Raw genomic sequence first — 17,949 nt, forward strand, 5'->3', positions numbered from 1 at the left:
TGCGCAGACGCGGATGGCGCCCGGCGCTGTGTCACATCACTTACAGCTTGCGTGGCGGTTCCATGCTTCCTTGTGGGGAAAATTACAAGAGGAACCCAAAGTAATGATTATTCCGCATAGCGATCAGAACAGTGCCCGCCACCATGCCGACAGTTTCTTCGGCGGATCATCCTTTGAGGCGGCGGATGTGCCGTGGGTAAAGGTTGGCGGCCTGTACATGTCCGTTTGCATCACCGGCGAGAACTCCTGGGGACCGATCGCCAAGGACCTGAGCGGCGACAGCCGCAAGGTCTGGGTGTTCACCGGCCGCCATGGCGAGGCGAGTGGCAACCCGGTGGGCAAGGATGGTACGTTCATGGCCAAGAAGGTCTATGACATCGAGCATCTGAGGGAGGACCGCAAGATCGTCGATGGATTGCAGGGGGCCGGATTCAACGTCGCGTTGCTGGACCTGTACGAGGCCAATGACAGCCGCACGACGGAGAAGCTGAAGGCGCTGATCAAGGAGAAGCTGGACGGTGGCGATATCGTCGTGCTGGCGTGGTGTTTCTCTCTGTTCGCGATGAACGAGTATGACAAGAACCTGAAGAACAAGGGCGTTGTGCATACGGCGATTGCCAACATGAACTACGACGCCTCGATCACCTCCATCATCACCAACAAGTTCGCCTGGGTGCCGAAGCCCTGGTAGGCGGCCGGACCTCCCTGCTTCAGCGTTCTGGCCACTGCCACTGAGGCGGGTCGTTGCCGATGACTTCCGTCTCGCCATGCGGCTTGGACAAGGCGATGAGCGTGGCGTCCTCCGCCTCGGCCAGAGCCTCGACCAGCGGGGCGGCGTGCGAGACAGTGATGATCTGACTGCGGGCGCTGGCCGCAACGATCAGCCGGGCGAGGGGCGCGAGAAGCGACGGGTGGAGGCTGGTTTCCGGTTCGTTGAGCACCATCAGTTCCGGCGGTCGGGGTGTCATCAGGGCGGCGGTAAGCAGCAGAAACCGCAGGGTGCCGTCGGACAACTCCCGCGCACGAAGCGGCCGCAAGAGGCCGGGCTGGTGCATCTCCACTTCCATCAGACCGGCAGACTCGCTGATCCGGACCTGACTGCCGGGGAAGGCCTCGTCGATGATGGAGGCAAGGGCGCGGGTATCGCCGATCTCAATGATTGTCTGGAGGGCGGCGGCGAGATCGCCGCCATCACCCGCCAGCACCGGCGTACGGGTGCCGAGGCGGGGCTGACGGGCCGGGGCCTCCATATCGGTGCGCAGATGATCGTAAAAGCGCCAGCTTCGCATCCGTTCCCGCAGGGTGAGCAGTTCGGGGAGTGATTTCGGGTCCGCGGCATGGGTCATCATGCTTTCGTAGGGGGCAAGATCCGAGATGACGGCTTCGCGCCGGCCCGAGAGCGCTAATGCGGTAACGGCGGGGCCGACACGGCTGGCGAATTCGGTACGTCGGGACAGGGCCTGCCCGGCCCAGACCGCCTCTGCCTTGATCTCCGGATCTTGCGAGAACAGTGATGTGGAGGAGGGTCTGGGCAGGCCGAGGTCGATGGCATAGCCGTAATCGTCGGTGGCGAAGCCGAGACGTAGGGCTACGGGCCCCTTGCGAAGCGTTCCCTGAACCGGCACCTCGCCGGATTTCATCGCCCGCGAGATTTCTTCCGGTCCTGCCCAGAGTGTCGATTGCAGCCCGCCCTCGGCGGCGATCGCGGGAATGGCGGCGCCCTGCGCGACATCGCAGAGCAGGCGCAGTGCCTTGTAAAAGCTGGACTTGCCGCTGCCGTTCGGGCCGGTGACGATGTTCAGACGCTCCAGCGGCAAGCGAAGATCCCGGATCGAGCGGTAGCCGGAAATGGCGAGGGTGGTCAGCATGGGCGCAGTCTAGCCGGTTGGCGTTGCGATGGAAGTGGCTGGTTTCACGCGGGCATGCGGGAATGGGAAGGAGTACGGGAGACGCAAGCTGCGTGACGCCCGGACAGGGTCAGAGGTCGAGTGAGCCTGACATCAGCACCCGGCCTCGGCCTCCGACCCTGATGCCGTTGATGGCGTCGCGGGGGCCGAGAACCTCGATGTGGGCCTGGCCGGGGCGGCCCATTCCATGGCCCTGATCCGCCTTGTAGACCGGATCGTCGATGAGGCCTTCGGCCCAGAGATAGGCGGCCATGCAGCCGTTGGCGGAACCGGTGAACGGATCTTCGGCGGGCATCGGCGGCGCCAGCAGCAGGCGTGAGAAGATGTCGCCTTCGTCGGCGCCTTCGAGCACTGTCAGGAACGGCTCCATCAGCGCAGCCTGTTCGCCCTGCCGGCTGCGCCATGCCTCCAGCCGGGCGACATCCAGTTTGGCGGCGTCGAGCGAGGGCCGATCCCGCAGGACCGTGCAGCAGAATGGCGTCCCGGTGGAGACGATGCGCGGGGTGCCGAGGATGGCATCCGTCGGGAGACCGTACATCGCTGCGATTTCCGCCGGATCCTGCGGTGCACCGAAGAGTGGCGCCGATTGTTGCATGGTGATCAGGTCGCCTTCGACCGTGATGGGGAGCACGCCGGCGCCGACCTCCAAAGTGAATTCGGCTCGGCCGGCCTTCAGCGGTACAAGCCCGCGATGCAGCAGTGACGCCACGGTGGCGATCGTCGGGTGACCGGCCATCGGGATTTCGCGGGTGGCGAGGTAGTAACGGGCACCGAAGTCGGCCTTCTCGGACGGAACAATGTAAGCACACTCGGACAGACTGGTCTCGCGCACGAGAGCCAATCGGTCTTCAATGCCGAGATCTGCGGCCTCGTGGACAACGACACAGGCGTTGCCGCCGAATGGCTGGCTGGTAAAGGCATCGACCCAGTCGAAGGCGTATGTGGGCATCGTTGGCTCCTCAGTTGTGGCGGAGTTTGGTTGCGACCCACGAGTTGGGCAAGGGGCGTTTCCATGACTTTTGCTGAAACGCGATATCACCGGGCGGGGATGGAGCTTGATCGGCGGGCGGTTTTGTGGCGGGGTCCGACGGGCAAACATAAGGAGCGGCGGATGCCCGAATTTCACATGATCGCCAGCGGCCCGACGCCCGTGGCACCCTTCAGCCATGCGGTGGAGGCCGATGGCTGGGTGATGCTGACGGGGCAGATGCCGACCTGGCCCGGCGAACCGGAGCGGGCTTTGCCGGAGGGCATTGTCGCCCAGACTCAGCGGGTGATGGACAACCTCGAACTCATTCTGAAGGGCATTGGCATGTCGCTGGCTGATGTCTTGCAATGCCGGTGCTACCTGACGGAATTCGAACGGGATTACGGGGCGTTCAACGAGACATACAGCGCCCGGTTCTCCGAGCATCGTCGACCGGCCCGGACGACCATCGGCGTCACGGCGCTGGCGGTCGGCGCGCTGGTGGAGATCGACATGGTGGCGAAGCGGCCCTGATGGTTGCGGCAAGTGAGATCGGAGTGGCTGGCTGGCGTCTGTGGCTGACCGAATTCTGGTGGTTCGGAGTGCGACAGGCCTGGGCCTGCCTGTTCGGCGGGCTGATGCTGGCGCTCATCGTCGCCACACATTTCTTCTGGCCCGATGGCGCCGTGCTGCATCGCTACGACTTCCTGTTTCTGGCGGCGCTTATCGTGCAGGCGGGCCTGCTGGCACTCGGACTGGAAAGCTGGGAGGAGGCGCGGGTGATCCTGCTGTTCCACGTTGTGGGCACGGCGATGGAACTGTTCAAGACCTACGCAGGCAGCTGGATCTATCCGGAGGAAGCGATCTTCCGTATCGGCGGAGTGCCGTTGTTCTCCGGCTTCATGTATTCTGCGGTTGGTTCCTACCTCGCACGGGTGTGGCGGCTGTTCGATTTCCGCTTCACCCGCTATCCGCCGTTCTTGGCGACGGTGGCGGTGAGCGTGCTGGCCTACATCAACTTCTTTACCCATCACTACGTCGTCGATCTGCGCTATCCGCTGATTGCGGCGACGGTGCTGCTGTACGGGCCGACATGGGTGCATTACACGCCGCGGCGGATGCGGTTGCGGATGCCATTGGTGCTGGGATTCTTCCTCGTGGCGCTGTTCATCTGGTTTGCGGAGAACATCGGCACCTTTGCCGGGGCGTGGATGTATCCGAACCAGAAGGAGGGCTGGGCCGTGGTGCATTTTTCCAAGCTTGGGTCTTGGTATCTGCTGATGATCCTGAGCTTCGTGATGGTCAGTTGGGTGGCGCGGCCGGAGGCGGAGACTTGACGAAAGGCCCCTGGCGGTGGCCTTTGGGGGCATGAGCCTTTCGCATCCCGCCATCGCCCCGCCGCTGCCCTTTGCCTCCGCCCCGGCCGAGGAGGCGCGGGCACGCTACCGAGACACCACGATCGCGGACCTGGCCGCTGGAGCGGCCGGGTGCAGCCCGTACCTCGCCGGGTTGCTGGCGCGAGAGGAAGAATGGCTGCGGGAGGTTTTGCCCCTGAGCCGGGAAGAGGGGCTGGCGCGCTGTTTTGAGGCGGAAGAGGGGGCTGAACTGGCATCCATGCTGCGCCGGACAAAGGCGCGGGCGGCGTTGTGGGCCGGGCTGGGCGATCTGTCCAACGACTGGACGCTGGAACAGGTGACAGGGGCGCTGACCGAGGTGGCGGATCGGGCTGTCGATACGGCGATGCGATCGCTGGTGGATGCCGAGATCGCCCGCGGCAAGCTGCCGGACGTGGGTGCGCCCTGCGGTGGATTGTTCGCGCTGGCCATGGGCAAGATGGGGGCGCATGAGCTGAACTATTCGTCGGACATCGACCTGATTCTGCTGTTCGACGAGACGCTTTATCCGGCGGAGGATTACCAGAATGTGCGGCGGATCTTCGTGCGGATTGCGCAGAAGCTGGTGCGGATACTGTCCGACAACACGTCCGAGGGGTATGTTTTTCGCACCGATTTGCGGCTGCGCCCAAACCCTTCGGTGACGCCGGTTGTGATCGGTGTCGGTGCGGCGGAGCGGTATTACGAGGCGGAGGGGCGCGGCTGGGAACGCTCGGCGATGATCAAGGCGCGGCCCTGTGCCGGCGATATCGCGGCAGGCGAGCGGTTCATGGAGGATCTCCGGCCTTTCGTCTGGCGGCGGCACCTCGATTTTGCGGCAATCGAGGATGCGCATACGATGCGGCTGCGTATCCGTGAGCACAAGGGACTGGCCGGTCCTTTCCGGTTGCCGGGCCACAACGTGAAACTGGGGCAGGGCGGTATCCGCGAGATCGAGTTCTTCGCGCAGACGCACCAGCTTATCCTCGGCGGCCGCCAACCGGAGCTGCGGTTGCGTGGTACATGTCCGGCTTTGAAGGCACTGGCCGAAGGTGGCTGGGTGCCAAGCGACCTGGCGGCGGATCTCGCGACGGCCTATCGCGCCCACAGGGTGCTGGAACACCGATTGCAGATGCTGGACGACGCGCAGACCCATACCTATCCCGAGAGCGATGACAGTCGGAGTCGGCTGGCCTTGTTCTGCGGAGCGCAGGATGCCGCGGCATTCGAAGCGCACGAGGCGGCACGATTCAAGGCGGTACACGCGGCAACGGAGGATTTCTTCGCCCCGGACAAGGCGGTGCAGGCCGACTGGACCGGGTTTGCCGATGAGGAGGCGGCATTGGAGCGGGTGGACGGGTGGCAGAGCCTGCCGGCGCTGCGCTCCGACCGGGCGCGCAATATCTTCCGACGGCTATTGCCGAAGATTTCCGCACGGTTGGCCACCGCACGTGCGCCGGATGAGGCGCTGGTGCACTTCGACAGGTTTATCAGGGGCTTGCCAGCCGGTGTTCAAGTGTTTTCGTTGTTTGACTCGCGGCCGGAACTGCTGGATCTCGTGGTTGAAATCTGTGCTGTCGCGCCGCGGTTGGCCGGCTATCTTGGACACAACGCGCATGTGCTGGACTCCTTTCTGAGTGCCGACTTCTTTCGGCCGTTGCCGGGTTGCGATGCGCTGGAAGCGGAGTTGCGGGCCGTGCTGGATGAGGTGGGCGACTACGAGCGCGCACTGGATAGCGTGCGCGTCTGGGTGCGCGAGCGGCACTTCCGGGTGGGCGTGCAATTGCTGCGCGGACTGGCTCCACCCGAGGAGGCGGCGCGCGAATACGCCGATCTGGCGGAAGCCGCCGTGAGGGCGTTGCTGCCGCTGGTGGTGGATGAATTCGCCGTGCGGTTCGGACGACCGCCGGGTGCCGGACTGGCCGTGGTGGGTATGGGCAAGCTGGGCAGTCGGGAGATGACGGCCTCCTCCGATCTCGACCTGATCATCATCTACGATGCGGCAGGCGTGGAAGCGTCAGACGGCCCGAAGAGCCTTGACGCTGCCGTCTATTATTCACGGTTGACCAAGGCGTTCCTGTCGGCATTGACGGTGCCGACGGCCGAAGGTGGGCTGTATGAAGTGGACATGCGATTGCGGCCCTCGGGGCGGCAGGGACCTGTGGCCACGGGCCTGGCGAGTTTCACCAAGTACCAGCAAGAGGAAGCATGGACCTGGGAACATCTGGCGCTGACACGCGCGCGGGTGGTGGCCGTTGCCGGAGAACCGGCGCTGCGGGCCCGGATTGAGACGGCGGTGCGTGAGGGCCTGTGCGCGGCCCGACCGCGTGACGAGGTGATGGCGGACATGCGCGATATGCGCCGCCGGTTGCTGGAGGCCAAGGGCAGCGGCAGTATCTGGGATGTGAAGACCGGGCCGGGAAGGCTTCTCGACATGGATCTGTACTTGCAGGCCGGTGCCCTGACGGAGCAACTGGTGGAGAGCCATGCGCCGCGTGACATGCTGTCGGCGCTGGCAGACCGGGGGTATCTGACCCCTGCGGATGCCCGGACGCTCTCCACCGCCTACCGGGCCTTCTCGACAGTGCAGCATCTGGCTCGGGTGGCGGTCGAGGGCACGCTGGACCGCGACAAGATGGGCACCGGCGCGGCGGAAGTGCTGTGTCGTGCGCTGGGCGTGGCCGACATTGAAGCGCTGGAGGCGGAACTGACCATCCAGGCCGAGGCGGCGGCGGCGGTGATCGATGCTGGTATCGGCTGATGTTGCCGATCGTCTACCATCCGGACTACATGGCGCCGTTGAAGCCGGGGCACCGTTTTCCGATGTCGAAATATGGCTATCTGCGGCAGTCGCTGATCGCAGATGGTCTGTTGCCGCAAGTTGGCGGCTACCTGGCTCCGGCGCCCGCCCGCTTTTCAGAAATCGCTGCCTGCCATGCGCCGGATTACGTTGACCGGGTGTTCACCCAGACCTGCCGACCGGACGAGGTGCGGCGCATCGGTCTGCCGGATACCGAACGGGTGGCGCGGCGCGCGCGGCTGTCGGCCGCCGGGACGACGCTGGCGGCGCGTCTGGCGCTGGAACATGGCGCCGCCTGCAATGCCGCCGGTGGCAGCCATCATGCCGGGCCGGAAGGTGGTGCGGGGTTCTGCGTCTTCAACGATGTCGCGGTAGCGGCGCGGGCGCTGCTGGATGCCGGGCAGGTGTCACGGGTCCTGATTCTCGATCTTGATGTGCATCAGGGTGACGGCACCGCCCGGATATTCGCAGACTGTCCGGCGGTGCATACCTTTTCGCTGCATGCGGAGCGCAACTACCCGGCGGTCAAGGCCGTCTCCGACGAGGATGTTGCACTGCCGGACGGTATCGGCGACGCGGCTTACCTCGCCGTTCTTGCGGGCGTGCTGCCGAAACTGCTGGCGGAGGTGCGGCCGGAAATCGTGTTCTACAATGCCGGGGTCGATCCGCATGAGGCGGACCGCCTCGGGCGTCTGTCACTGAGCGACGCCGGGCTTGCGGAGCGGGAGGCCTATGTATTTGCCACCGTGCGGACCGCTGGCATTCCTGTTGTCGGGGTGCTCGGTGGCGGCTATGACACGGACATGCCCGCCCTCGGGGCCCGCCATGCGGCGATGTTCCGGGCGGCCGCGGCGGAACTGGCGCGGGGCTGAGGAGGTACGATGCCGAAAGGAGACCATCCGCTGGACCCGCGTGGCCTGATCATGGAGGCCTATCGCATAGAGGGCATCACCCCGCAGGACTGTCGCACGATCTTCTTTGACTGGGCGATGGGTCTGGACGCGGATCAGGATTCGCGGTCGGCCGTGCTGGTCCTGCGGGACCACTATGGCCCGAAAAACCCAGACCATCCGATGACGCGTGTGCTGGAAGAGGACACCGCGAGCAAGCCGGCTTCGCGCCGCACGCGGCGGCGGAGAACGCAGCGCTGATGGTGCACGGGCTGACGATGCTCCGCGGGTTGGGGGCGGCACTCGTGGTTCTGTTCCACGTCTATTATTCGCCCGGAGATCGCAGCGGTTTTTTCATCGACCTCCTGCACCGTGGCTTTATTGGTGTGGATCTGTTCTTTGTATTGTCGGGTTTCGTGCTGGCACATGTGTATGCCCGCGACATCCTGACGGCGGGAGCGTTTTCCTACGGCGACTACGTGCGCAACCGTTTCGCGCGGATCTACCCGCTGCATCTGGTTGTCACGCTGTTTCTGGTGGTGCTGGCGCTGACTATTCCCGAAGCCATCGCGAAAGCCGGACTGCGGGCCATCTGGCATGATCTGCCGCTGCACCTGCTGATGCTGCAGGTCTGGGCGATTTTCGGGATATCGAGCTGGAATTTCCCGGATTGGACGATCAGCGCGGAATTCGTCGCCTATCTCTGTTTGCCGTGGATCATCCGGGGCTTTTTCCGGCTGACACCGCAGCAGGGGCTGATGATCGCGCTGGCAGTGCATGCGGTGGTGCTGGCAGCGACCTCGGGCATCGGCAACGGATACTACTATCTTTCCTACGGCTACGGCCTGCTGCGGCTGTTTCCGGAATTTCTGCTGGGCATCGCCGTCTATCGGATGGTGCCGGCGGGGGGGGATGCGGATGCGCGGCGGTCTCGGCTGATCTTGCTCGGCTTGCTCCTGCTGCTCGCGGCGATGCTGGGGTTTGCCGGTGGCTGGATAATCCTGTCGCCGGTGCTTGGCGCGATCGTGTTCTTCGCCGCGACGTCGGAGTTCCGCCTGGAAGAAGGCCGGCATGTGCGGGCTGCGGTCTACCTTGGGCGGATTTCCTATGCGACCTACCTGGTGCACATGCCGGTGGTGATGGTGATCCGCGCATATCTGGGCCTGTCTTCGGTGGATCCGCTGACGACCCCGCAGGCAATGGCGATCGTCGCGGCGATTTACCTCGCCTCGGTGGCGTTGCACCATCTGGTGGAGGAACCGGCACGCAAGGCCCTGCGTGCGGGCCGCAACAGCAAAGGGAGGCAGGAAAATGAAAATAGCCGATCTGGGTGATCTATCCTTGCATTGGCGTGAGGATGGCACGCCGGAGGGCAGGCCACTTATCTTCGCCAATTCTCTGGGCACGGATCTGAGGCTGTGGGATGCGCTGCTGCCGCTGTTGCCGCCCGGTTACCGGATCATCCGCTTCGACAAGCGCGGGCATGGACTTTCCGAATGCCCGAAGGGCCCCTATGCGATGGGGGCACTGGTGCGGGACGCTGAACGTCTTCTGGACCATCTGCAGGTTCGCGACTGCATCTTCGTCGGCCTTTCGATTGGCGGCATGATCGCGCAGGGGCTGGCCGTGAAGCGACCTGATCTCGTCTCGGCAATGGTCTTGTCGAACACCGGAGCGAAACTCGGCACCGCGCAGATGTGGCAGGACCGGATGGATGCGATCGCGGCGGGTGGAATCTCTGCGCTGTCGGACGCTATCCTCGAACGCTGGTTTTCCGACGCGTTCCGCGGGACGCCGGAGCTGGCGCTGTGGCGGGCGATGCTGGAGCGGACGCCCGTCGAAGGTTATCTGGGCTGCTGCGCGGCCATTGCCGGCACCGATTTCATTACCCCCACGTCCGGCCTGCGGTTGCCCACACTGGGTATCGCGGGCAGCGAAGACGGCGCCAGCCCGCCAGATGTCGTCCGTGAAGTCACCGGGCTGGTTCCCGGCGCACGTTTTGCACTGATCAGGGGTGCGGGGCACCTGCCTTGCGTGGAAAAGCCCGCCGAGTATGCGGCTATCCTGAACGGTTTTCTGGAGGAACTATGAACGAACGATTTGACGCTGGTATGAAGGTGCGCCGGAAAGTGCTGGGCGATGCCCATGTCGACCGGGCGGAGGCAGCGAAGACTGAGTTCGACACGGCGTTTCAGGGCCTGATCACGGAAGGGGCGTGGGGCACCGTCTGGGCCAGCGACGGGATCAGCCTGCGCGAACGCTCGATGTTGACGCTGGCGCTGCTGGCGGCCTGCGGCAATTTTGAGGAGATCCCGATGCATATCCGCGCCACCGCCAATACGGGTGCGAGCAAGCAGGATGTGCTGGAGGTGTTTCAACACGTGGCGATCTATGCCGGTGTACCGCGCGCCAACCATGCGCTGAAACTGGCGAAGGCGACCTACGCGGAGATGGAAGCGGATTGACGGCGGAAAATTCGGCCTAAGGTTGCCTTCTGATTTGCGGAAATGTCCGCCCCCGGTTTCGCGCATCGGAGCCGGTGGCCTTTGCGCCGTGGGTCTGAAACGGCTATGCCGGGCTGCCGAAATCCTCGATCTGGCCGAGTAATTCTTCGGCGGCCAACAATGCCGCGCCGGTGGACTCCGCCATCTGCGGCAAGGCCAGCCATTCGCCGGCCCAGGCGATGCCGGAGCGCTCCATCTCATGGATGCCGGTCATGGTTGGAAGCATTGTTGCAGTCCAGCGGGCGAGGGTGACGAGGGTTTCGGCCCGAACGGGGTTCTGCTTGTGGGGCATGGCGGAACTGGTGCCGCCGCCTGACAGGCGGACCTCGCCTATGCCTTGCTGGGCCATGAGGGCGGTGTCGAGGCCGATCTTGCCGAGGGCGGTGGCGAGGCGCGAGAGCCAGTGCGCGTAATCGGCGAGGTGGCTGCGGTCGGTGTGGCGGGGCCGCTCCGGCACAGCAAGGCCGAGGCTGTCGGCCATGGCGGTGGCGAGATCGGGATCGTCACGGGTGCCGACCGGGCCGCCGAACTGGAGGATGGCGGTGGCGGCCGTGACCGTCGTAAGGCGGTTGCCGGCCTCGATCAGGGGGGCACGCCATGTGGCGATGCGATCGGCGACGGTGATCGGCAGGGCCGCCTGAAGACGGGTGCGTGCCATGAGCGGGCGACTGCCGTGCCTGGCTTCCAGGGCTGCGAGGGCTTCGAGAATGGCGGCGAGACGCGGTGCGAACAGCGATGACAGATCCCGGAGAATGCGGGCCGTGGCGGTATCAAGCAGGTCTTGGCTGGTGGCGCCGGTGTGGAAAGCACGGGCGGCATCGGGGCCGATATGGGTCTTGATCTGTCGGGTCAGGCCGGGAACGAGAAGGCCGTCGTCACGGGTGCTTTCACGCAGCGCCGCGATGTCCGGCTTGAAACTGGCGAGGGCTGCCAGCGCTGCCTCGGCATCTGCGGACTCGGCCCGGCCGGTGGCGGCCAAGGCTTTCGTCAGCGCGATTTCGAAGGCGATGCACTCGGCGATCAGGCGCTCTTCGGAGAAGAGGGTCGCCACCTCCGGGTCTGTCAGGAGCGGATGGGCGTAGGCGCTCATGACGTGGTGAGCGCGTCCAGCACGCGGATCCAGCTGCGAATGCCCTTGTGATAGCTCGTAAGGCTGTATTTTTCGTTCGGACTGTGGATGTTGTCGTCATCCAGGCCGAAGCCGATCAGCAGGCTGTCGGTTTCGAGATAGGTGCGGAAATGGCCAACGATGGGGATGGAACCGCCACAGCCGGCGAAGACCGCCTCGTTGGGCCATTCATCGGACAGGGCGGCGCGTGCCTTGGCGAATTCCGGCGCGTCTATCGGCAATGTCGTGGCATTTGCAGGGTCACCGCCGCGGAATTCGACTGAACAATCCGGTGGCAGGCTGTCGGTGATGTAGTCGCGGAAGCTTTGCTGGATCTTCGCGGCGTCCTGCTCTCCTACCAGCCGGAACGAGACCTTGGCGCTGGCTTTCGAGGGGAGCACTGTCTTGAAGCCGGCGCCGGTATAGCCGCCCCAGATACCGTTGATGTCGCATGTCGGCCGGGACCAGATCTGCTCCAGTACACTGCGGCCCTGCTCGCCAGCCGGTTCGGACAGGCCGACATCGCCGAGGAACCTTTCGGCGTCGAAGGGCAGGGCGTCCCAGCTTTCCTGCACTTCGGCGGGAAGGTCGGGCACACCATCATAGAAGCCGGGCAGAGTGATGCGGCCGGTATCATCATGCAGACCGGCGAGGATGCGGGTGAGGACGCGGATCGGGTTGATGGCGGGTCCGCCGTACATGCCGGAATGAAGGTCGCGGTCCGGCCCGGTGATGGTAAAATCCTCCTGCGCCATGCCGCGGAGCATCGTTGTGATCGCGGGGGTTTCCGCGTCGAACATGCCGGTGTCGCAGACAAGGGCGAGATCGGCTTTCAGTTCTTCGGCATTGGCCTTCAGGAAGGGGATCAGCGAGGGGGAACCGCTCTCTTCCTCGCCCTCGAACAGCAGGGTAATGTTGCCGGGCAGGGTGCCGGTGGCAGCTTTCCACGCGCGACATGCCTCGACGAAGGTCATCAACTGGCCCTTGTCGTCCGACGCGCCGCGGGCACGGATGACCTTGCCGCCGGGTGTATCTTCCAGCGCCGGATGGAACGGATCCTTGTCCCAGAGGTCGAGCGGATCGACGGGCTGGACGTCGTAGTGACCGTAGAAAAGGATATGCGGCCCGTCGGCCTTGTGATGGGCGACGACCATCGGGTGGCCGGTGGTGTCACGGCGGCTGGCATCGAAACCGAGTTCCGTAAGCTCGCGAACGAGCCAGTCGGCGGCGGCGCGGCAGGGTTCCTCGTAGGCCGGGTCCGTCGAGATACTCTCGATGCGCAGGAGGTCGAAGAGGCGGGAGACGGCGCCGTCGATCTGGGCGTCGGCGGTGCGGAGAATGGTATCGAGTGTCATGGCTGCCCCTTTTCCTGTCGGCTGTTGCGCCAGAGAGTGGCGATGCCAGAGGCGGAAGAAAAGGGGTAATCGCCATGAAAAAGGCCCGCGCCGGAGCACGGGCCTTCCGATCATGTCTAAGGGCGTGCGGTCAGTTCAGCAGCGCGGCTTCCGCCGGGCGCAGCACCGGGCGGGCCATCTGCATCGCACGGTCGCCGTTGGCAAGCTCGGGGAAGATAGCCACAAGTTCCTCGTAGGCCTTGCCGCCGAAGAGAGCTGCGTCGGCTGCCAGCGGCTGCAGGGATTCCGTGGCTGCACCCTCGGCGAAGATGATCTCGTGGTTGTCGAAGGCGACGTGCACGTAGGTGATTTCACCACCCACCTTGCGATAGATGCGGTCGCCGTCGATCAGGTCCTCGGCGGCGACGAGCATTTCCCTTTCACCGAACAGGGCTTCGACGCGGGCGCCGGATACAGCCATGCGGTGATTTGGGGAAACGATCAGGTCGCGGGTATTGCCGAGAGCGCCGGTGGCGATAACCACAGGAGCGGTGACGCCGATGGCCGGCACTGTGCGCATGGCAATGTAGCGAACCGGCTGAAGACCGCGGTCTTTGGTGACGACAAGATCGCCAGCCACGAGATCTTCCACGGCGACGAGGCCGTCTGCGGTCTCGACAAGCGTGCCTGCCGCAAGGCAGGGGGCTGCATCCGGTGTGAAGGTGGAGCTGTCCTGGAACGTCGCGAGGATATCCGCCGGGGTAAACGCATTAGAAAAATCGTCGATCGTCGTGAGGCTCCAGGTCGTGACGTCGCTGGTGCTCGGGTCCGTGTAGCTGATCGTGAAGGAGTTCTGCGCATTCTTCACGACAGCATAGTCAGCAATATCCGCATCGCCGATGTAGAACCCATCCTGCCCGCCACCGCCGCCGGCCTTGAAGCCGGTGATGATGTCGTTCTCGCGACCGGGTTCGATGCTGACGATCTGGGAACCGCTGGATGCGAACCCGCCGAGTTCGAGCGTGTCGACATCACTGTCGAGACCGGCGTCAATAAACGCGTTCCCGGCCCCGTCGGCCATGTTGTAATCGTCCGCGCCCGCGCCGAGATAGAATTCCTCGTTGGCGCCAAAGGGCGTGCCGCTGACGTTCAGAGTATCGTCGCCGTCGCCCATCGCGATGATGTCGTCGCCATTGGCGCCAACCTCATTGACCGTATCATTGCCGGCAAGCGCCTGAATCGTATCGTCGCCGGCCCCTACGCCCCCACTACCGCTGGTTGCACTCGTAAATGTGTCGTCACCCGTCGTTAGTGTAATATCAGCCACTTGGATCTCCTGCGTGTTTCAATGAGCTGACCACAACCATAGCGGTCATACTCATATATATGCCGGCATGCATATAGGCGGCTGATGCGGCGCGGCAAACAAAATATTAACCTAGTAAAATACTTTTATTAAATTGCATTGATTTAATTGAAAAAGAAAATGCACGCGTCGATTGCTTTGGGTGGCATCGCCCAGGAAAAGCACCATTTTAGCGCGGATTTTACCGTAATTCGCCGATTTTTCGGATGAGCCGAATGTGTCGGGAAAGTTGAATCCTTACAGTTCCGACGCGCCAGCCTCGGCCAATTTCCGCCAGCAAGAGCCAAAGAAAGCAGCAAGCTACCCAGACTGGCAAGACCTGCCAATGCTGCGCCGCAGCGTTGGCGACTCAGCCTTTATGGATCCAGCCGCCGCCCAGCACGCGCGATCCATCGGTATCGTAGAACACGCAGGCCTGACCCGGCGAAATGCCTTCCTCGGCTGCCAGCAGCTCCACTTCCGCTGTGGTTTCGGATATCGGACGAATGGTCGCTGGCCGGGGTGGCCGGGTTGACCGGACCTTGACCTCGACCTGCCAGCCACCATCGGGGCCATCCGTGAAGGGCACATCACCGAGCCAGTTGATTTCCCGTACAGGGATCAGGCTTCGTGACAGGGCCGACTTGGGACCGACGATGACCTCGCGGCGGTCGGCGTCGAGCTTTACCACATAGAACGGCTCGCCGCCGCCAACGCCGAGGCCGCGACGCTGACCGATCGTGTAGTGGATGACGCCGCGATGCTCACCGAGGTCGCGGCCATCCATGTGGATGATGCGGCCGGGTTCGGCGGCACCGGGGCGGAGCTTCTCGATCACCGCGGCATAGGAACCATTCGGGACGAAGCAGATATCCTGGCTGTCGGGTTTGTCGGCGACAATCAGCCCGAACTCGCGCGCGAGAGCACGGGTTTCGTCCTTGGATTTCAGATGTCCGAGCGGGAACCGCAGATAATCGAGCTGTTCCTGCGTGGTGGAGAAGAGGAAATAGCTCTGGTCACGGGCCGGATCGGCAGCGCGGTGCAGTTCGGCAGCCGACGCGCCGCCCATGCGCTGGATGTAGTGGCCGGTGGCCATGCAGTCCGCCTCCAGATCCTTGGCGGTTTCCAGCAGATCGCGGAATTTGACACGCTCGTTGCAGCGGATGCACGGGATCGGGGTGGCGCCGGCGAGATAGGCGTCGGCGAATTCGTCGATCACGGCTTCCTGAAAACGGTTCTCGTAGTCGAGCACGTAGTGGGGAAAGCCCATTTCCTCCGCCACCCGCCGGGCATCGTGAATGTCGCGCCCGGCGCAGCAGGCGCCCTTTTTGGCGAGGGCCGCGCCGTGGTCGTAGAGTTGCAGCGTGACACCGACGACATCGTAGCCTTCGCGGGCAAGCATCGCGGCGACGACGGAACTGTCCACCCCGCCGGACATCGCCACGAGCACACGCGTCTCCGAAGGTGGTTTGGCAAAGCCGAGGCTGTTCAGCCCGATCTGTGATGTGGCGCTGTCTTTGGGCATGTCCGGTGCTCTCTGGGTCCTGCGAGATATAATAAAAGTCGATGCAGTCTCAACCCCCCGTTTCACGCGAGCTTAAGAACTGGAGGTTTAACCACGCCCCGGGTGCAAGACCAAAGGGGTGAGAGATGTATATACGACGCGAAAAGGGGCCGGTTTTTGTTACGATGCCGGACGGGACAAGGATGAGCCGGGCGGACCTGCCTGATATTGGCACGACCCGCTGGGTTGCGCGGCGGAAGGCGGCGGTGGTGAACGCTGTGAACGCCGGTCTTATCCAGGAAGAGGAAGCCTGCGATATGTACGGACTTTCGGCGGAAGAGCTGCATAGCTGGCGTGTCGCATTGCAGACTCACGGCAGCCGCGCGCTCAAGGCGACATCGCTGCAAAAGTATAGACAACTTTAACGATAGTAGTTAATCTTCTGAAAAAGTAATACCGCATTAACCATTGGTCCCTAATCATCGAGGCGATCCGCGGAGAGTGAGCCGAGTTTTGGAGGGTAAAGATGCGAATACTTTTGGTAGAGGACGACCCGACGACTGCGAAGAGCATCGAAATGATGCTGACCAGCGCCAACCTGAATGTCTATGCGACTGACCTCGGGGAAGAAGGGATCGATCTCGCCAGGATCTATGACTACGATCTTATCCTTCTCGACTTGAATTTGCCCGACATGAACGGGCACGAGGTGCTGCGGCAGTTGCGGATGTCCAAGATCGAGACACCTATCCTGATCCTTTCGGGTCTCGACGACACGGAGAACAAGATCAAGGGTTTCGGTTTCGGTGCCGACGACTACATGACGAAGCCGTTCCACCGCGAGGAACTTATCGCCCGTATTCACGCCATCGTGCGCCGGTCCAAGGGCCATGCGCAATCGCTGATCGAAACGGGGCGGTTCAAGGTGAACCTCGATGCCAAGACGGTCGAGGTTGATGGTGTACCAGTGCACCTGACCGGCAAGGAATACCAGATGCTGGAACTGCTGAGCCTCCGCAAAGGGACGACGCTGACAAAGGAGATGTTTCTCAACCATCTCTACGGCGGCATGGATGAGCCGGAACTGAAGATCATCGACGTGTTCATCTGCAAGCTGCGCAAGAAACTCTCCGAGGCGACCGGCGGTGACAATTACATCGAGACGGTCTGGGGGCGCGGCTATGTGCTCCGTGATCCAGTGGAAGATACCGAGCGCCCCGGCAAGCTGGCTGTCGGCGCCTGAAGCAAGCGGACAAGGTTGAAGACGTTCCGGTGCGCCGGTTGACCGTGTTGTCCGGCGTCTGGCAAGGCAGGTTCCAGCGTTTGGGCTGATTTCGGGCTGATCCGGATCGCTCGCGTCGGCGGTGAAGCGGCCCCCAGCAGATGGCGCGGCGAACGGTAATCGTCAGCCCAGACACTCCCTTATCACTCCTGACCCTACAATGTTGCAAGATGATCGAACGTGACCTCCGCGTGGCGATGGGGTGTTTTAATGGTCCACCCGCTGTGGTGACGGGGGGGGCTGCAAGGTATATGCAAGAGCATTGAACGATTACTGGTTTTTCGGCCAACTGCGTTGCTGCTGGGCGCTTCGCCCGCTGCAAACAATCTTTTGGCATTTGTTTCGGCATCAAGAGCAGGTTGGCTTCGGACGGCAAGAAGCATTCTCGGCGGCCTTGCGGCTTGGGCGGTACTGGTCGTTCTCGTTTCCTCCGGCCTTGATGCACTGTTACGAACCTCGGAAATCGCCTTTGTCGCGCTGAAATGGATCGGCGTGGCATATCTGCTCTATCTCCCGTGGCAATTCTGGACGGCTGATGTTCGCACTGAAATCGAAGCCACCGAAGTCTCGTCATTGATGCGCCGTGAATTTCTGACGCTCATGGGCAGCCCTAAAGCCAGTTTGCTGTTGACGGCATTTCTGCCGCAATTGTTCGCCTTGAGAGTGCACTACCTGCTTGTCGAAGGTGTGGCTGCGCTGTTTTGGGTATCGGCGGGCGCTTTGGTTGGCGCGCATGCGTTGACGCCGTTGCGGCGGAGGGTCGTCAATCGTGGATCTGCTGGTCTGATGGGAACCGCGGCCGTTGTGCTCTGCAAGTCGGAAAGGGCTGCCTAGATGCGTACCGGGTGTTCGAGTGACTGTTGCTGACGGCACCCTCGTCTGAACTGCGCACCTTTCGAGAGCCGTGGGCGCAAGCCTGAATTCACAAGGAAATT

18 protein-coding genes are annotated in these 17,949 nt (G+C 63.2%); 12 read left to right on the forward strand and 6 right to left on the reverse strand.

Going from position 1 to position 17,949, the window contains the following annotated elements; genetic code table 11:
• The first annotated feature begins 103 nt into the window (after positions 1–103).
• Positions 104–691 carry a hypothetical protein gene (locus GO499_RS04460; RefSeq protein ID WP_161861061.1) on the forward strand — a complete coding sequence of 196 codons (588 nt, stop codon included), beginning with the start codon at positions 104–106 and terminating at the stop codon, positions 689–691.
• A 19-nt stretch (positions 692–710) separates the two neighbouring features.
• Here GO499_RS04460 and GO499_RS04465 read toward each other — a convergent pair whose 3' ends face one another.
• Both GO499_RS04465 and GO499_RS04470 read right to left on the reverse strand, forming a co-directional pair.
• Positions 711–1,868 carry an AAA family ATPase gene (locus GO499_RS04465; protein ID WP_161861062.1) on the reverse strand — a complete coding sequence of 386 codons (1,158 nt, stop codon included), beginning with the start codon at positions 1,866–1,868 and terminating at the stop codon, positions 711–713.
• Between the two features lie 109 nt (positions 1,869–1,977).
• Entirely contained in the window at positions 1,978–2,856 is an 879-nt protein-coding gene (locus GO499_RS04470; protein WP_161861063.1) for a PhzF family phenazine biosynthesis protein, read from the reverse strand.
• A gap of 162 nt (positions 2,857–3,018) precedes the next feature.
• Here GO499_RS04470 and GO499_RS04475 point away from each other — a divergent pair, with 162 nt between their 5' ends.
• The 8 genes from GO499_RS04475 to pcaC are packed head-to-tail and all read left to right on the forward strand — an operon-like array spanning position 3,019 to position 10,402.
• Positions 3,019–3,408 (forward strand): RidA family protein, encoded by a 390-nt coding sequence (locus tag GO499_RS04475; RefSeq protein WP_284154894.1) that lies wholly within the window; start codon positions 3,019–3,021, stop codon positions 3,406–3,408.
• Entirely contained in the window at positions 3,408–4,211 is an 804-nt protein-coding gene (locus GO499_RS04480; protein WP_161861064.1) for a DUF817 domain-containing protein, read from the forward strand. Before GO499_RS04475 ends, GO499_RS04480 begins: the two co-directional genes overlap by 1 nt.
• A 31-nt stretch (positions 4,212–4,242) precedes the next feature.
• Complete coding sequence (locus tag GO499_RS04485) at positions 4,243–7,008, forward strand: bifunctional [glutamine synthetase] adenylyltransferase/[glutamine synthetase]-adenylyl-L-tyrosine phosphorylase (RefSeq protein WP_161861065.1); 2,766 nt, start codon at positions 4,243–4,245, stop codon at positions 7,006–7,008.
• The gene (locus GO499_RS04490; protein WP_161861066.1) at positions 7,008–7,919 is read left to right on the forward strand and encodes a histone deacetylase family protein; all 912 of its coding nucleotides are present in this window, start codon (positions 7,008–7,010) and stop codon (positions 7,917–7,919) included. The genes GO499_RS04485 and GO499_RS04490 overlap by 1 nt, the downstream gene beginning before the upstream one ends.
• A gap of 9 nt (positions 7,920–7,928) precedes the next feature.
• The gene (locus tag GO499_RS04495; protein ID WP_161861067.1) at positions 7,929–8,198 is read left to right on the forward strand and encodes a hypothetical protein; all 270 of its coding nucleotides are present in this window, start codon (positions 7,929–7,931) and stop codon (positions 8,196–8,198) included.
• Complete coding sequence (locus GO499_RS04500; protein WP_161861068.1) at positions 8,198–9,271, forward strand: acyltransferase family protein; 1,074 nt, start codon at positions 8,198–8,200, stop codon at positions 9,269–9,271. Before GO499_RS04495 ends, GO499_RS04500 begins: the two co-directional genes overlap by 1 nt.
• Entirely contained in the window at positions 9,249–10,028 is a 780-nt protein-coding gene (gene pcaD, locus GO499_RS04505; protein WP_161861069.1) for a 3-oxoadipate enol-lactonase, read from the forward strand. Before GO499_RS04500 ends, pcaD begins: the two co-directional genes overlap by 23 nt.
• Positions 10,025–10,402, forward strand: a complete 378-nt coding sequence (gene pcaC / locus GO499_RS04510; protein ID WP_161861070.1) for a 4-carboxymuconolactone decarboxylase — start codon at positions 10,025–10,027, stop codon at positions 10,400–10,402. Before pcaD ends, pcaC begins: the two co-directional genes overlap by 4 nt.
• A gap of 103 nt (positions 10,403–10,505) precedes the next feature.
• Here the strand turns inward: pcaC and GO499_RS04515 are convergent, their stop codons facing one another.
• From GO499_RS04515 to mnmA, 4 genes are all read right to left on the reverse strand, one after another.
• Entirely contained in the window at positions 10,506–11,531 is a 1,026-nt protein-coding gene (locus tag GO499_RS04515) for a lyase family protein (protein WP_161861071.1), read from the reverse strand.
• Positions 11,528–12,904 carry a M20/M25/M40 family metallo-hydrolase gene (locus tag GO499_RS04520; protein ID WP_161861072.1) on the reverse strand — a complete coding sequence of 459 codons (1,377 nt, stop codon included), beginning with the start codon at positions 12,902–12,904 and terminating at the stop codon, positions 11,528–11,530. Before GO499_RS04520 ends, GO499_RS04515 begins: the two co-directional genes overlap by 4 nt.
• A 130-nt stretch (positions 12,905–13,034) precedes the next feature.
• Entirely contained in the window at positions 13,035–14,210 is a 1,176-nt protein-coding gene (locus GO499_RS04525; protein ID WP_161861073.1) for a Hint domain-containing protein, read from the reverse strand.
• Between the two features lie 388 nt (positions 14,211–14,598).
• Complete coding sequence (mnmA, locus tag GO499_RS04530) at positions 14,599–15,753, reverse strand: tRNA 2-thiouridine(34) synthase MnmA (RefSeq protein ID WP_161861074.1); 1,155 nt, start codon at positions 15,751–15,753, stop codon at positions 14,599–14,601.
• A 125-nt stretch (positions 15,754–15,878) separates the two neighbouring features.
• On the opposite strand from mnmA, the gene sciP reads away from it, so the two are divergent.
• The 3 genes from sciP to GO499_RS04545 all read left to right on the forward strand — a co-directional run bounded on the left by sciP (position 15,879) and on the right by GO499_RS04545 (position 17,848).
• A complete protein-coding gene (gene sciP, locus GO499_RS04535; RefSeq protein ID WP_161861075.1) occupies positions 15,879–16,157 on the forward strand; it encodes a CtrA inhibitor SciP in 279 nt (92 codons plus the stop codon).
• 101 nt (positions 16,158–16,258) lie between these two features.
• Complete coding sequence (ctrA, locus tag GO499_RS04540; protein WP_161861076.1) at positions 16,259–16,975, forward strand: response regulator transcription factor CtrA; 717 nt, start codon at positions 16,259–16,261, stop codon at positions 16,973–16,975.
• Positions 16,976–17,308: 333 nt separating this feature from the next.
• Positions 17,309–17,848 carry a LysE family translocator gene (locus tag GO499_RS04545; protein ID WP_161861077.1) on the forward strand — a complete coding sequence of 180 codons (540 nt, stop codon included), beginning with the start codon at positions 17,309–17,311 and terminating at the stop codon, positions 17,846–17,848.
• The last annotated feature ends 101 nt before the right edge of the window (positions 17,849–17,949 follow it).

This window comes from Algicella marina (genome assembly GCF_009931615.1).
In the GTDB taxonomy this organism is placed as follows: Bacteria; Pseudomonadota; Alphaproteobacteria; order Rhodobacterales; family Rhodobacteraceae; genus Algicella; species Algicella marina.

Bases quoted from the DNA above. Each gene is read 5' to 3' on its own strand.
- GO499_RS04495 (WP_161861067.1), top strand. From the start codon at position 7,929: ATGCCGAAAGGAGACCATCCGCTGGACCCGCGTGGCCTGATCATGGAG.
- GO499_RS04465 (WP_161861062.1), bottom strand. From the start codon at position 1,868: ATGCTGACCACCCTCGCCATTTCCGGCTACCGCTCGATCCGGGATCTT.
- GO499_RS04520 (WP_161861072.1), bottom strand. From the start codon at position 12,904: ATGACACTCGATACCATTCTCCGCACCGCCGACGCCCAGATCGACGGC.
- ctrA (WP_161861076.1), top strand. From the start codon at position 16,259: ATGCGAATACTTTTGGTAGAGGACGACCCGACGACTGCGAAGAGCATC.
- GO499_RS04460 (WP_161861061.1), top strand. From the start codon at position 104: ATGATTATTCCGCATAGCGATCAGAACAGTGCCCGCCACCATGCCGAC.
- GO499_RS04515 (WP_161861071.1), bottom strand. From the start codon at position 11,531: ATGAGCGCCTACGCCCATCCGCTCCTGACAGACCCGGAGGTGGCGACC.
- GO499_RS04485 (WP_161861065.1), top strand. From the start codon at position 4,243: ATGAGCCTTTCGCATCCCGCCATCGCCCCGCCGCTGCCCTTTGCCTCC.
- pcaC (WP_161861070.1), top strand. From the start codon at position 10,025: ATGAACGAACGATTTGACGCTGGTATGAAGGTGCGCCGGAAAGTGCTG.
- GO499_RS04490 (WP_161861066.1), top strand. From the start codon at position 7,008: ATGTTGCCGATCGTCTACCATCCGGACTACATGGCGCCGTTGAAGCCG.
- GO499_RS04500 (WP_161861068.1), top strand. From the start codon at position 8,198: ATGGTGCACGGGCTGACGATGCTCCGCGGGTTGGGGGCGGCACTCGTG.
- GO499_RS04475 (WP_284154894.1), top strand. From the start codon at position 3,019: ATGCCCGAATTTCACATGATCGCCAGCGGCCCGACGCCCGTGGCACCC.
- sciP (WP_161861075.1), top strand. From the start codon at position 15,879: ATGTATATACGACGCGAAAAGGGGCCGGTTTTTGTTACGATGCCGGAC.
- GO499_RS04480 (WP_161861064.1), top strand. From the start codon at position 3,408: ATGGTTGCGGCAAGTGAGATCGGAGTGGCTGGCTGGCGTCTGTGGCTG.
- GO499_RS04470 (WP_161861063.1), bottom strand. From the start codon at position 2,856: ATGCCCACATACGCCTTCGACTGGGTCGATGCCTTTACCAGCCAGCCA.
- pcaD (WP_161861069.1), top strand. From the start codon at position 9,249: ATGAAAATAGCCGATCTGGGTGATCTATCCTTGCATTGGCGTGAGGAT.
- mnmA (WP_161861074.1), bottom strand. From the start codon at position 15,753: ATGCCCAAAGACAGCGCCACATCACAGATCGGGCTGAACAGCCTCGGC.